The sequence below is a fragment of the Klebsiella aerogenes genome, from assembly GCA_029027985.1.
Lineage (GTDB): Bacteria > Pseudomonadota > Gammaproteobacteria > Enterobacterales > Enterobacteriaceae > Klebsiella > Klebsiella aerogenes_A.
The window spans coordinates 4377502-4391408 of the sequence record CP119076.1; the positions used below are offsets into that span (position 1 = coordinate 4377502).

The 13907-nt window shown below is 56.7% G+C and carries 10 protein-coding genes; 4 read left to right on the plus strand and 6 right to left on the minus strand.

What is annotated here, in order from left to right:
* Window positions 1-83: 83 nt before the first annotated feature.
* From iolE to iolD, 4 genes are read right to left on the minus strand one after another with little or no spacing between them, the layout of a single operon-like run.
* Window positions 84-983 carry a myo-inosose-2 dehydratase gene (iolE, locus tag PYR66_20835; GenBank protein ID WEF27696.1) on the minus strand — a complete coding sequence of 300 codons (900 nt, stop codon included), beginning with the start codon at window positions 981-983 and terminating at the stop codon, window positions 84-86.
* A 23-nt stretch (window positions 984-1006) separates the two neighbouring features.
* On the minus strand, window positions 1007-1891 hold the full coding sequence (locus PYR66_20840) for a sugar phosphate isomerase/epimerase (protein WEF27697.1): 885 nt from the start codon (window positions 1889-1891) through the stop codon (window positions 1007-1009).
* Between the two features lie 41 nt (window positions 1892-1932).
* Window positions 1933-2946: a Gfo/Idh/MocA family oxidoreductase gene (locus tag PYR66_20845; GenBank protein WEF27698.1), complete on the minus strand. Its 1014-nt coding sequence runs from the start codon at window positions 2944-2946 to the stop codon at window positions 1933-1935.
* A gap of 47 nt (window positions 2947-2993) precedes the next feature.
* On the minus strand, window positions 2994-4934 hold the full coding sequence (gene iolD, locus PYR66_20850; protein ID WEF27699.1) for a 3D-(3,5/4)-trihydroxycyclohexane-1,2-dione acylhydrolase (decyclizing): 1941 nt from the start codon (window positions 4932-4934) through the stop codon (window positions 2994-2996).
* 529 nt (window positions 4935-5463) lie between these two features.
* On the opposite strand from iolD, the gene iolC reads away from it, so the two are divergent.
* Complete coding sequence (gene iolC, locus PYR66_20855; protein WEF27700.1) at window positions 5464-7377, plus strand: 5-dehydro-2-deoxygluconokinase; 1914 nt, start codon at window positions 5464-5466, stop codon at window positions 7375-7377.
* 148 nt (window positions 7378-7525) lie between these two features.
* A complete protein-coding gene (locus PYR66_20860; GenBank protein ID WEF27701.1) occupies window positions 7526-8380 on the plus strand; it encodes a MurR/RpiR family transcriptional regulator in 855 nt (284 codons plus the stop codon).
* Window positions 8381-8457: 77 nt separating this feature from the next.
* On the opposite strand, the gene iolB is transcribed toward PYR66_20860, so the two are convergent.
* On the minus strand, window positions 8458-9258 hold the full coding sequence (gene iolB, locus PYR66_20865; protein WEF27702.1) for a 5-deoxy-glucuronate isomerase: 801 nt from the start codon (window positions 9256-9258) through the stop codon (window positions 8458-8460).
* An 18-nt stretch (window positions 9259-9276) separates the two neighbouring features.
* Window positions 9277-10782 (minus strand): CoA-acylating methylmalonate-semialdehyde dehydrogenase, encoded by a 1506-nt coding sequence (locus PYR66_20870; protein WEF27703.1) that lies wholly within the window; start codon window positions 10780-10782, stop codon window positions 9277-9279.
* Between the two features lie 354 nt (window positions 10783-11136).
* Here PYR66_20870 and PYR66_20875 point away from each other — a divergent pair, with 354 nt between their 5' ends.
* A complete protein-coding gene (locus PYR66_20875) occupies window positions 11137-11958 on the plus strand; it encodes a TIM barrel protein (protein WEF27704.1) in 822 nt (273 codons plus the stop codon).
* An 87-nt stretch (window positions 11959-12045) separates the two neighbouring features.
* The gene (locus PYR66_20880; GenBank protein WEF27705.1) at window positions 12046-13548 is read left to right on the plus strand and encodes a DUF853 domain-containing protein; all 1503 of its coding nucleotides are present in this window, start codon (window positions 12046-12048) and stop codon (window positions 13546-13548) included.
* Window positions 13549-13907 lie beyond the last annotated feature (359 nt).

Sequence of the window (13907 nt, forward strand, 5' to 3'; positions counted from 1 at the left end):
ACGGACGTGTTGTGCTCGTGTGGTTCTATTGAGGCTGAGAAAAAGCAGGCCACTCAGCTGTGTGGCCTGAAGTGCATCAACGATCAGATTTCTGCCGTTTCGCGGATGTATTTACGCGCTTTCACAGCGTATTCGAAGGGGTTCGCCAACGCAGGATCTTGTTCGGCTTCAACGACCATCCAGCCCTTGTAGCCATAGTCATCCAACAGTTGGAAGACCGGTCGAAAATCTATTGCGCCGTCGCCCGGCACGGTGAAGGTGCCCTTCTTAACGCCGTCGAGAAACGAGAGTCCTTCGCGACGCACCTGTTCAATCACCGCGGGTCGTACGTCTTTCAGGTGCACATGATTAATGCGCGGCAGATACTTTTTCAGAATGGCCAGCATCGGCGCTTCACCGCCTTCCGAATACCAGGCGTGGCCAGTGTCGTAGAGCAGGAAGACGCGTTCATCCACCAGCGACATAAACGTGTCGATCTCCGCGGTAGTCTGAATGCCGGTCCCCATATGGTGATGCAGGCAGACCTGCATTCCCTTCTCCGCCGCCAGCTTACCCAGCGTGTTATAACCTTCGGCAACACGCTGCCACTCTTCGTCGCTGAAGCACGGCTTCACATCGCCGAGAATCGGTTTATCGAGTCCCTGGATGCTGCCGCTCTGTTCAGAACAGCCAATCACTTTCGCACCCATCTCATGAAGGAAATTCATGTGGTTAACGAATTCATCAATGGTTTTTTCCCGCTGGCCGTTGGCGAAGAAAGTACTGAACCAGGCGTTGCAAATCTGCATGCCGCGGATATCCAGCATCGGCTTCAGCACCGCCGGGTCGCGCGGATATTTGCTGCCGACTTCGCTACCGGTAAACCCGGCCAGCGCCATTTCACTAACCGTTTGCTGGAAGGTGTTTTCACTCCCCAACTCAGGCATATCATCGTTAGTCCAACCGATAGGGGCGATAGCCAGTTTGACGTTATCTTTGTTCATCTTGGTGCTCCTGCCGCCGCGCCTTAACGGCGCAGCAATTCACGTTCAATAAGTTCACGCGTTTCCACGGCCTGATGTTTCATCTTTTCGGGGTAACCGAACAGCGAGGTACAGACGATCGGTTCGCCGCCAACGTTAAAGGTCTGTTCGGCAAAACGCATATCGCGTAGCGTGCGGAACAAAGCGTCGAAATCGACATCCCCTTCGCCGACGCCGACATGCTGATGCACAGCGGCATCCACGCCCGGTGGATTGACGATATAGCGGCAGTGTTTGGTGTGATTGCGGGTATCGGCAATTAACACGTGCGACAAGTCCTGACCGGCGTAGCGCAGCATCTTCTCGACTTCGCCTTTGCCTTTGTCATAGAAGAAAGTATGCGGGACGCTATACACGTACTTCACGTTGTCGCTACGGAAGGACTTCACGATGTCGACGGTCTCGTTGTTTTCTTCGCAAAAGTCCCACGGATGCGCCTGGATTTCGACGCGGATCCCTTCGCGTTCGAAGATAGGCAGTAGTTCTTCCATCGAGCGATAGAACATCTCTTCACAAATTTCCGGCTGGTTGGGATCGCCGGAGAATTCTGTGTTGATGACCTGTACGCCCATCTCCACCGCCACTTCAATTAGCCGTTTCCAGTTCTTCACCGCTGCCTGGCGACGCAACTCATCCGGGCCGGACCAGCGATAAACGCAGATGAACGAGGAGAGCTCAACGCCGTTATCGCGCAGCGCCTGCTTATACTCGGCCATGATCTCCCGGCTGGCGCGCGGGTGTTTATAGAACGGGTTAATCTGCGGGTGCGGCGACTGCTCAATATACTTGTAACCCCACTCCGCCACCTGCTGGACCATCCGGGTAATCCCGAGGTCTCGAATCACATCCACATCAAAAGCAATTTTCATCGTCGTTACCTGCTTAATACGTTACGTCGGTGAAGGATGACTTAGCGCTGGTAGAACGCCGGGCATTCAGGCAACGTGACGGCTACCGGTTCATCACATTCCTGTGCCTTCAGGCAGGCGTCGGCAGCGACCGATGCCGCGTAACCGTCCCAGGCGGATGGTCCCTGCAGCTTGCCGGCTTTAACATCGTTGATGAATGCCTGCAGTTCGACGTCGTAAGCTTTGATGAAGCGGTCTTTCCAGTCAGTAAGGATGGCGGTCGACAGGCTGGCGGCTTTACGCATCTCGACCGCCGATGGTTCCGGCAGGCGCGCAATACCAGTTTCGCCAACTACTTCACACTGGATGTCGTAGCCGTACTGACAGTTAACGAAGACTTCGACGTCGATCAGCGTACCTTTTTTGGTTTCAAACGAGACGATCTGTGGATCTTTCAGCCGCGCATGGGTGTGAGATGTTGAGCGAGGGAAGCGCACCTGCACGGAACGGTAGTCGTCGTTCAACAGCCAGCGCAGCACGTCCAGCTCATGGATCAGGGTGTTGGTGATCGCCATATCGGTGGTGTAGTTCTCGCCGACTGACTGGTTACGGTGGGCGCAGCGCAGCATCAGCGGCGCGCCGATATCGCCGTCATCAATCACCTTCTTCAGCGCCAGATAGCCTTCATCGTACGGCCGCATAAAGCCAACCTGCACCAGGCGACGCCCGGCTTTCATTTCTGCATCAACGATACGGCGACAACCTTCCGCGCTCATCGCCAGCGGCTTCTCGCAAAATACCGGCTTACCGGCGGCGATCGCCGCCAGAGTAAATTCTTCGTGGGTCGGATCCCAGGAGGTCACCAGCACCGCGTCAACGTCACTGGCCTTAATCACATCATGACCATCGGCGTAAACTTCCGCCTGCACGCCCGGCAGCGCCACCGCCGCTCGCGCGTTATCAGCATTAATATCGGAAACGGCGACCACGGTCGCCCCCTGTAAGACCTGGGTGCAGCGACGGATATGTTCTTTACCGATGGCGCCTGCGCCGATGACACCTAATTTGAGTGACATGATGGTTCTCTCCGTAGTTCTGTAGGGTTCAGGGTTCGTGTTCTTTGTTAGTAATCCCGCGCCTGAGCACGTTTTTCATTAATCATTTCAGCGACTTTACGGATGCGTTCCGATAGCGCCGTCTGCGCCACGCCGACGTTCCACCAACTGCCGTATTTGTGGACCATGGTTTTCGGCAACACTTTGATGTCGATAAGCGTGCTGACAGTTTCGCGGCGAGCGGCATCCAGCGCGTGGCGTAGCTCATCGAGGGTGGTCACCCGCCAGGTCTTGCAGCCGTAGCCGGAGGCGATAGTGGCGAAGTCCACCGGCACCAGGCCGCCCTGGAGCTGGCCATTTTCCGCCGAACGATAGCGGAACTCGGTGCCGAAGCTGTCCATACCGTGTTCCAGTTGCAGGTTGTTGATGCAGCCGTTAGCCATGTTATCGAGCAGGATAATGTTGATCTTCGCCCGTTCCTGCAGGGAGGTGACCAGTTCGGAGTGCAGCATCATGAAGGAGCCGTCGCCGACCAGCGAATAGACCTCGCTCTGCGGTTGTGCCAGCTTCACGCCGAGCGCAGCGTTGACCTCATAGCCCATACAGGAGTAGCCATACTCCACGTGGTAGGTGTTCGGTGCCCGATTGCGCCAGACGCGCTGCAGGTCGCCCGGTAGACTGCCCGCCGCTGCAACGATCACCGCATCTGCCGCTAATGATTCGTTCAGCAAGCCAAGAACGCTGCTTTGCGTCAGGGTGGAATCGGTAATCTGGCGGAATTCGCGGTATACCGATTCGCGGTCAATATGGTCATCAATTTCCGGTACGAAAGCCGTTTCCTGCCAGACTGCCTGGTAGACGCGCTGAGTCTCTTTCATCTGCCGGCTCTGCACGCTTGCTATCTGCGCGCCCCAGCCAGCCTGCCAGGACTCGTTCGCCAACACATCGTTGAGCGCGCCCAGCGCTTCACGCGCGTCCGCCAGCATCGGAATGCCGTCCAGCTTCCAGGCATCAAAATTGCTGACATTAACATTAAGGAAGCGCACGTCCGGAGACTGGAAGATCCATTTCGAAGCGGTGGTGAAATCGCTAAAGCGCGTACCGATGCCCATGACTAAATCCGCTTCTTTCGCCAGCAAGTTCGCCGCCAGGCAGCCGGTTTCGCCAACCCCGCCGACATTCAGCGGATGCGATGAAACAACCGTGCCCTTACCGGCTTGGGTTTCCGCAAACGGAATACCGTAACGCTCCGCAAAGCTCACTAGCGCATCACCCGCAGCGGAATATTTCACTCCACCGCCGCAAACGATCAGCGGCTTGCGGCTAGCTTTAATCGCCGTTACCGCATCCGCCAGTTGCGCCGCGCTTGGCGGGCGGCGGTCCAGACGATGGACGCGGCGAGCAAAGAAGGATTCCGGATAATCCCAGGCTTCACCCTGCACATCCTGTGGTAAACACAGCGTAACCGCACCGGTTTCCGCCGGGTCCGTCAACACGCGCATGGCGTTGATGCAGGCGCTCATCAGCTGTTCCGGACGCGTAATGCGATCCCAGTATTTACTCACCGCACGAAACGCGTCATTGGTGGTGATGCTCAGATCGTGACTCTGTTCGATTTGCTGCAGTACCGGATCCGGTTGCCGGGTGGCAAAAACGTCGCCCGGCAGTAATAACAGCGGGATACGGTTGGCGGTCGCCGTCGCCGCGGCAGTGATCATATTGGCCGCCCCAGGGCCTATCGAAGAGGTGCAGGCGATAATCTGCCGACGCAGCGACTGACGGGCAAAGCCGGTGGCAGCATGAGCCATTCCCTGTTCATTGCGCCCCTGGTAAACCCGCAGCTCGCCGCTGTTCTCTTCCAGCGCCTGGCCTAAACCCAACACATTGCCATGACCAAAAATAGCGAAAATCCCTTTCACGAATTTTTGCGCTTCACCATCCACTTCCAGATACTGGTTATCAAGGAACTTCACCAGCGCCTGCGCCATTGTGAGTCTCAGTTTGCCCATGTTGCCTAATCCTTATCGTTCAGTATTTGCCGTGTGGGTTAGCGCTTTTGTCTCATCTGCGAGGCTGGCGAGCGGTGAGGAAAGCCGTTAACGTCCACTGGAATATTTTTGGATTATAGGCAAACATTTTTTTCATTAAACACCAATACAGAAAAAATGTTTCATTTTGCGAGAAGGATCAAACTCTCTACTCATTTCACACGTTTCACTTACATCTCATTCGCGAGCAGCCTTCCGGAATGAGGGATGGAAAAGAAGTTATCATATTGAAAAATAATGATAATTATAATGATACGAACGATAAAATACGGGTGCGGGAAGTACCTGTAGTGATAACGCGTAAGAGAGCGCCCGCCAGCGCAGAGTGGTAGATCCTTCACACTTTTGGTTTTTTAATTTCGATTAGATTTGAAAATGAAATATTTATTTCTCAAACTAGAGATAACCAATAACCATCAGGCTGTTCATGGCAGACCGTCACTCGTGCGACCTTCTCCTGGCAGCAGATATGCAAAAGGAAACCCTAGCGATGAATGCAGCAGTTAAGCGGCTCGACGTCATCTGTATTGGCCGGGTGGCCGTCGATCTCTACGCCCAGCAGATAGGGGCAAGGTTGGAAGATGTGGCCAGTTTCGCCAAGTATCTTGGCGGCTCCTCTGGCAACGTCGCCTTTGGAACCGCTATTCAGGGGTTGAAATCGGCGATGCTGGCGCGCGTGGGCGACGAGCACAACGGTCGATTCCTGCGTGAAACCCTCAGCCGCGCGGGGGTTGATACCGAATATCTGATCACCGATAAAGACCGGTTGACCGCATTGGTGATGCTGGGTATCAAGGATCAGGACACCTTCCCGCTCATTTTCTACCGTGACAACTGCGCCGATATGGCGCTGACGCCTGACGATATCAATGAGCAGTACATCGCTTCTTCCCGTGCTCTGGCGGTAACCGGCACGCACCTTTCACATGCCAATACCCGCGACGCGGTGCTGAAGGCGCTGGAGTACGCCCGCCGTCACGGCCTGCGCACCGCACTGGATATTGACTATCGTCCGGTGCTGTGGGGGCTCACCTCGCTGGGCGACGGTGAAACGCGTTTCATTGAGTCCGGTCCGGTGACTCGCCAGCTACAGGAAGTCCTGCATCTGTTCGATTTAGTCGTCGGTACCGAAGAGGAATTCCATATTGCCGGCGGCAGCACCGACACCCTGACCGCGCTGAAAAACGTTCGTCACGCCACCAAAGCCACGTTGGTCTGCAAACGCGGGCCGATGGGCTGTGTCGTACTGGAAGGCGAAATCCCGGATAGCTGGGATGACGTCCCGCTACAGCAAGGCGTTCGCGTCGATGTGCTCAACGTGCTCGGCGCTGGCGATGCCTTTATGTCCGGACTGCTGCGCGGCTGGCTTAACGATGAAGGATGGGAACAAGCCTGCCGCTACGCCAACGCCTGCGGCGCGCTGGTGGTTTCACGCCACGGTTGCGCGCCAGCGATGCCGACGAAAGCAGAGCTTGATGATTATCTGTCGCGGGCTGAAGCCGTACCTCGCCCGGATACCGACGCGCGGCTAAACCATTTACACCGGGTGACCAGCCGCCGCCAGCAGTGGCCGGAACTGTGTATCTTCGCTTTTGATCACCGTAAACAGCTGTCGGATCTGGCGTTAGAAACCGGCCGCAATCCGGCCTGCATCCCTCAACTCAAACTGCTGTTGTTAGCGGCTGCCGAAACGGCGGCGGCTGAGGCCGGGCTTGAGCAACGCAGCGGTATCCTGGCCGATGGCACCTATGGTCAGCGTTCACTCAACGCCATTACCGGCAAAGGCTGGTGGATTGGTCGGCCTATTGAACTTCCCAGCTCGCGCCCGCTGCGCCTTGAGCATGGCAATATTGGTTCGCAGCTGATCGACTGGCCTCTGGAGCACGTCGTTAAATGCCTGGTCTTTTACCACCCGGACGATCCGGTAACGCTGCGCGCCGAGCAGGACGCGCTACTGCTGGAAGTATGGCAGGCCTGTAATAAGTCCGGACACGAGCTGCTGCTGGAAGTAATCCTGCCGGAAAACGGGCCGGATAAAGACGAGCGCCACTACCACACCATGCTGGAACACTTCTATCAGTTGGGCATTCAGCCGGACTGGTGGAAGCTTCCGCCGCTGGCCAGTGCCCAGTGGGATCGGATCTCAGCGCTTATCGAGCGCGAAGATCCATGGTGTCGCGGGATCCTGCTCCTCGGGCTGGATGCGCCATCGGATCGTCTGCGCGCCGGTTTTGCCGAAGCTTCCAGACACCCGATGATCAAGGGCTTCGCCGTCGGTCGTACCATCTTTGGCCAACCTTCACGCCGTTGGATGCAGGGTGAACTGGATGATGCTGCACTGATAGACGAAGTGAAGCGCAACTATCTGCGGCTTATTGGTTACTGGCGCGAAGCGCGCGGCTAACCGCCTACAGGCCCGAATCTTCTTCTAAAGAGGCGGGCCTGCTGTTTCTTCGTGAAATGAATCGCGTATTTCATCGCAAAAAATGAAAAATTCGCTTCATTTGGTACACTGGAAGCCATATTCCTTCCATTTTCTCAGAGCGTAACTTATGGCTAATAATCCGACTCAACTGACCATCCTGCAGGATGAAATCAGACGCCGCTACGACACGCTCAGCAAACGTCTGAAGCAGGTGGCGCGCTACATTCTGGACAACAGCAATAGCGTTGCCTTCGATACCGTAGCCTCGATTGCCCAACAGGCCGACGTTCCGCCCTCCACGCTGATTCGTTTCGCTAACGCCTTCGGTTTCAGCGGCTTTAACGAAATGAAACAGATGTTCAAGCAGCACCTGATGGAAGAGACCGCTAACTACACCGAACGCGCGCGCCTGTTCCGCCAGACCACTAACGACGAAACAACGCCTCCGGAAACGCCGACTGAAATCCTCAACATGTTCAGTATGGTCAATACCCAGGCATTGCAGCAGTTGGCGATGCAAACCTCCGGTGAAGATTTGAATCGTGCGGTAGATTTACTGGCTGATGCGGAAAACATCTACGTGATAGGCCTGCGCCGCTCGTTCAGCGTCGCCTCTTACCTGACCTACGCTCTGCGCCATCTGGATCGCAAAGCTTTCCTGATTGACGGCCTCGGCGGCATGTTTACCGAACAGCTCAGCCTGGTGGGGCCGAAGGACGTCGTCGTCGCCGTGAGCTTCTCGCCTTATGCCCGCGAAGTGGTAGAACTGGTTGAGCTTGGCGCCCAGCGTAAAGCGCGACAAATCGCCATCACCGACAGCCAGGTAAGCCCGCTCGCCGCCTTTAGCGACGTCTGCTTTGTGGTACGCGAAGCGCAGGTTGACGGCTTCCGTTCGCAGGTGGCCTCACTGTGTCTGGCGCAGACGTTAGCGGTATCGCTGGCGCTGAATAGTAGCAAAGAACCGCAGCAGCACCGCGCCTAGTTGCCGGCATTGAAAATAGCCGCAACCTACGAATAGAAAAGCCGGGGAAACTCCCCGGCTTTCTCATTTCTCACGCGCTATGCATAGCGATCGCTGTTGATCCAGGCGTGATCCTCTTCCCAGGTGAACAGCCACTTACGATCGGGCCCCGCCATCACGTTCAGGTAATAGCTGTTGTAACCTGCTATCGCCGCTACCGGATGGTAGCCGCGCGGCACCATCACCACATCGTGGTTATAGGGCGCCATACAGGCATCCAGGCTGCGATCATCGGTATACACCCGCTGGAAGGCAAAGCCCTGCGGCGGGTCGAAGCGGTGGTAGTAGGTTTCTTCCAGTTGGGTTTCCTGCCCCGGCAGCGCGGTATCGTGCTTGTGCGACGGCCAGGAGCTGGTCGCCCCTTCCTCGGTGTAAACCTCCACCACCAGCAGGCAATCCGCCTGCGCGTTATCCGGTAAAATGTTATGCACCAGGCGCTGATTACGCCCTTTACCGCGATGTTCTACGCCGACATCTTCGGGACGAATGACTCGCGCCGGGAAATGACCTTTGCCCGGCGCACTACAGACCGCCAGTTCGAGATCGGAATCCGCCGTGACCTCGATCTTATCCTGAGGCGGCACATACACCGACCACGGCGGCGTGCGCTCAAACGGCGACATGCGTTTGCCGAGATGAGGAAAATCGGCGTGCTGAGTTTTGATCGAGGCCAGCCCCGAGACCAGCACCAGACACAGTTCGCGGTCACCGCACTCCAGAGTCACGGTTTGCCCCTGCTTTAACATCCAGACATCAAAGCCAATGTAGTGCCACCCCGCGCTCTGCGGGGTGATGTGCTGGATATGTCCCTCTTTTTGCGCTTTAGCCAATAACGACATGGCGTTCTCCTTCGCCGATTAACCTAACGTCGGCATGCTAAATTCAGATACGGTTTGCTGCCCCTGCGGCCAGCGCACGGTGGCGGTTTTCATGCGGGTATAGAAGCGAACGCCGTCCGGACCATGGACATTCAGCGCACCAAATACCGAACGCTTCCAGCCGCCGAAGCTATGGAAAGCCATCGGTACCGGAACCGGCACATTCACCCCGACCATCCCGGCCTGTACGTCATGCACAAACTCGCGCGCGGTGTGGCCGTTGCTGGTAAAGACGGCGCTACCGTTGCCGAACTCGTGGCTGTTCACCAGCTCCAGCGCGCTCTGGTAATCAGCAACGCGGACGATCCCCAGCACCGGGCCAAAAATCTCTTCTCGCCAGATGGTCATCTCTGGGGTGACGTGGTCAAACAGCGTCCCGCCGACGTAATACCCGTCTTCATGCCCGGCCACGCGCAGTCTGCGGCCATCCACCACCAATGACGCCCCTTCGCTGACGCCTTTATCAATATAGCCGAGCACTTTTTTCTGATGCGCTTCGGAGACAACTGGCCCCATTTCGTTTTCGTCTTTGCCGCGCAGGCAGCCCGGGCCGACTTTCAGCGCCTCGACTAACGGTTTCAGACGGGCAATCAGCTTATCCGCGGTTTCGTCGCCGACGGCGACCACGACCGGCAACGCCATGCAGCGTTCGCCAGCGGAACCGTACGCACCGCCCATGATGGCATTCACGGTTGCATCAAGATCGGCATCCGGCATCACGATGGCATGGTTTTTCGCCGCGCCAAACGCCTGAACGCGTTTTCCGTGAGCGCTGGCGGTTTTATAGATATATTCCGCCACTCCGGAGGACCCGACAAAGCTGACAGCGGCGATACGCGGGTCGGTATAAAGCTGCTCGGCAGCTTCGTTGCTGCAGTGCACAACGTTGAAAACGCCATCCGGCAGACCCGCCTCTTTCAGTAGTTCGGCCATACGCACTGCCGCGGTCGGCGCCAGCGCCGGCGGTTTCAGGACAAAGCTATTGCCGCAGGCGAGTGCGATGGGGAACATCCACATCGGCACCATCGCCGGGAAGTTGAACGGCGTAATCCCCGCCACCACGCCCAGCGGCTGCATCAGCGAATAACTGTCGACGCCAGTGCCGACATCTGAAGAAAACTCACCTTTAATGAGATGCGGAATACCGCAGGCAAACTCAACAACTTCCATGCCGCGGGTCAGCTCGCCGAGGGCATCGGACCATACTTTACCGTGTTCGCTGACGATAATGCCCGCCAGCTCATCAACGTGCTGCTCCAGCAGCATTTTGAAATTGAATAGCACGCGGGCGCGGCGCAACGGCGTGGTGCGGGACCAGCTGTCAAAAGCGTCGCGGGCGACCTGAATTGCGTCGGAGACTTCCTGCGCGGTTGAAAGCGTGACTTCGCGAACCACGCTGCCAGTGGCCGGATCGTACACCGGCATCGTCTCGCGGCTGCTGCTGGTTACCGTTTTCCCACCAATAAAGTTACCTGTGATAGTCATCTTTTCGCCTCATAGTGTAGAAGGCCGTTTAGGTGACGGCCCGTCGCTGATTCTGCTGTGCTATAACCGTAGTAAAATGAAATTTATATTTCAATATACAGATAAAATGAAATTCCACTTTGGTGATGACTGTCGCATTTTTCAGCAACACATCATTGCACAGGATAAAAACACGACCTGAGATAAGACAAGGCTTACTGCGGATACTGCTGATGTAACGTATGAAAGGGCAGGAAAACTATTTTGCGATCGTGCTCAAACAACCATTATTTCATCCATTGCCAATGATGAAATAAACATTTTAACTAATGGGCAAGCGAACTAATCCAGTCAATCTTTTGTCAGGAGTGTCAAATGGCCATTGCACTGCAGCGTTTCTGTATCAACCGTAAAATTGCACCGTCGCTCAGCATTGAGGCGTTTTTCCGTCTGGTGAGCGAACTCGGGCTGCATAAGGTAGAGCTACGTAATGATTTGCCCGGCGGCAAGGTCACTGATGCGCTCACGCATCAGCAGGTACGCGCGCTGGCGGACCGCTACCAGATTGAAATCCTGACTATCAACGCCGTCTACCCCTTTAACTGTCACACCGCTGAAGTACGCAGCCTGACGGCATCTCTGCTGAAAGAAGCTCAGGCGGTTGGCGCTAAATCGCTGGTGCTTTGCCCATTAAATGATGGCACTGCCGTGGAGCCGCAAGAGACGCTCGCCGCCATGCGTGACCTGGCGCCGCTGTTCGCGCAATACGGCATTCAGGGCCTGGTCGAGCCGCTGGGCTTCCCACAAAGTTCGCTACGTTCGGCGGCGCAAGCACAGTCGCTTATTCGTGACGCGCAGGTACCGTTTAAGCTGCTAATCGATACCTTCCACCACCATCTTTACCCACAGGCCGAAGCGGAATTCAGTCAGGTCGATATTGCCGAAATAGGCCTGGTGCATCTCTCCGGCGTTGACGATGCCCGCCCACGCGAGCAATTGACCGACGACGAGCGCATCATGCTGACGCCGCAAGACCGGTTATTGACCTGCCAGCAGGTGAAACACCTTGAGGTGCGCGGATACCTGGGCGATTACGCCTTTGAACCGTTCGCTCCGCAACTGGCATCGTGGCGCGAAGAGGATATTCGTCGTGAAATTGAGCAGAGTATTGCGCTGATTCAGCACCACTGCGCATAAGATTAAACGTTGAGAGTTATCGATTTCCTCCATCTTTTTGCTGGCAGGTTGCCTATAATCGACGCAGGATAAATGGAGGAATCGATCATGAGCTCACCCCTGCTGATTGCACGCACGCTGGATACACAACTACACCTGCTGCCTGCAATGGCTAACCGTCACGGCCTGATTACCGGCGCAACCGGCACCGGTAAAACCGTCACTCTGCAAAAGCTGGCGGAGTCATTTTCAGAAATCGGTGTGCCGGTCTTTATGGCCGATGTCAAAGGCGACCTGACCGGCATCGCCGAAGCAGGCCAGAGCGCTGAGAAACTTCAGGCGCGCCTGGAAAAGATCGGTGTCACCGACTGGGCGCCACACGGCAATCCGGTTGTGGTTTGGGATATTTTTGGTGAAAAGGGCCATCCGGTACGTGCGACGGTGTCAGACCTCGGCCCCCTGCTGCTCTCTCGCCTGCTCAACCTTAACGAAGTGCAGAGCGGCGTGCTGAACATCATTTTCCGCATCGCTGACGATCGCGGCCTGCTGCTGCTCGACTTCAAAGACCTCCGCGCTATCACCCAGTTTATCGGCGATAACGCAAAGTCGTTCCAAAACCAGTACGGCAACATCAGCAGCGCCTCGGTTGGCGCTATCCAGCGTGGGTTACTCACTCTGGAGCAGCAAGGCGCAGAACACTTCTTCGGCGAACCCATGCTGGATATTGCGGACTGGATGCGCGTCGATGCCGACGGCAAAGGGGTGATTAATATCCTCAGCGCCGAAAAACTCTACCAAATGCCGAAGCTATATGCCGCCAGCCTGCTATGGATGCTCTCCGAACTCTACGAGCGCTTGCCGGAAGCGGGCGATCTCGAAAAACCGAAGCTGGTGTTTTTCTTTGACGAAGCCCATCTGCTGTTTAACGACGCGCCGCAGGTGCTGCTGGATAAAATCGAGCAGGTGATCCGCCTTATCCGTTCTAAAGGCGTTGGTGTTTATTTTGTTTCGCAGAATCCGTCGGATATTCCGGATGCGATACTCGGCCAGTTGGGCAACCGCGTGCAGCATGCCCTGCGCGCCTTCACGCCGAAGGATCAAAAAGCGGTGAAAACCGCCGCCCAGACCATGCGCGCTAACCCGGCGTTCAGTACCGAGCAGGCGATTCAGGAGCTGGGAACCGGCGAGGCGCTGATCTCCTTCCTCGATGAGAAAGGTAGCCCATCGATAGTGGAGCGCGCGATGGTTATCGCCCCTTGCTCACGGATGGGGCCAGTCACCGACGATGAGCGCAATGGCCTGATTAACCACTCGGCGCTGTACGGCAAGTACGAAGAAGAGATCGATCGCGAATCGGCCTTCGAAATGCTGCAAAAAGGGGTACAGGTCGCCACGGAACAGCAAGCGGCGCCACCGGTAAGCGGCCAGCAAAGCGGCGATGACGACGGGTTGCTCGGCGGGCTGAAAGATATTCTGTTCGGCACCACCGGCCCACGCGGCGGCAAGCGCGACGGTATTGTGCAAACCGCGGCGAAAAGCGCCGTGCGCCAGGTAACCAACCAGATTGTCCGCGGCATGCTGGGAAGCCTGCTCGGCGGAAGACGCCGCTAGCAACCGTAGCCCTGCTAAGCGCAGCGCGAGCAGGAAATCCCCAGGTGGCGGCTGACACCTGACCCGGGCTACCGGACGGCGCTGAACCGTAGCCCTGCTAAGCGCTGCGCGAGCAGGAAAATCCCCGGGTGGCGGCTGACGTCTGGCTCAGGCTACCGGACGGCGCAAACCGTAGCCCTGCTAAGCGTAGCGCGAGCAGGGAAATCCCCGGGTGGCGGCTGACGCCCGACCCGGGCTACCGAACGGCGCAAAACCGTAGCCCTGCCAGGCGCTGCGTGAGCAGGAAAATCCCCGGGTGGCGGCTGACGCCTGACCCGGGCTACCGGATGGTGCAAAACCGTAACCTCACCAAGTGCAGC

Bases quoted from the DNA above. Each gene is read 5' to 3' on its own strand.
- PYR66_20845 (WEF27698.1), bottom strand. From the start codon at position 2,946: ATGTCACTCAAATTAGGTGTCATCGGCGCAGGCGCCATCGGTAAAGAA.
- iolC (WEF27700.1), top strand. From the start codon at position 5,464: ATGAATGCAGCAGTTAAGCGGCTCGACGTCATCTGTATTGGCCGGGTG.
- PYR66_20875 (WEF27704.1), top strand. From the start codon at position 11,137: ATGGCCATTGCACTGCAGCGTTTCTGTATCAACCGTAAAATTGCACCG.
- PYR66_20870 (WEF27703.1), bottom strand. From the start codon at position 10,782: ATGACTATCACAGGTAACTTTATTGGTGGGAAAACGGTAACCAGCAGC.
- iolB (WEF27702.1), bottom strand. From the start codon at position 9,258: ATGTCGTTATTGGCTAAAGCGCAAAAAGAGGGACATATCCAGCACATC.
- iolE (WEF27696.1), bottom strand. From the start codon at position 983: ATGAACAAAGATAACGTCAAACTGGCTATCGCCCCTATCGGTTGGACT.
- PYR66_20880 (WEF27705.1), top strand. From the start codon at position 12,046: ATGAGCTCACCCCTGCTGATTGCACGCACGCTGGATACACAACTACAC.
- PYR66_20840 (WEF27697.1), bottom strand. From the start codon at position 1,891: ATGAAAATTGCTTTTGATGTGGATGTGATTCGAGACCTCGGGATTACC.
- PYR66_20860 (WEF27701.1), top strand. From the start codon at position 7,526: ATGGCTAATAATCCGACTCAACTGACCATCCTGCAGGATGAAATCAGA.
- iolD (WEF27699.1), bottom strand. From the start codon at position 4,934: ATGGGCAAACTGAGACTCACAATGGCGCAGGCGCTGGTGAAGTTCCTT.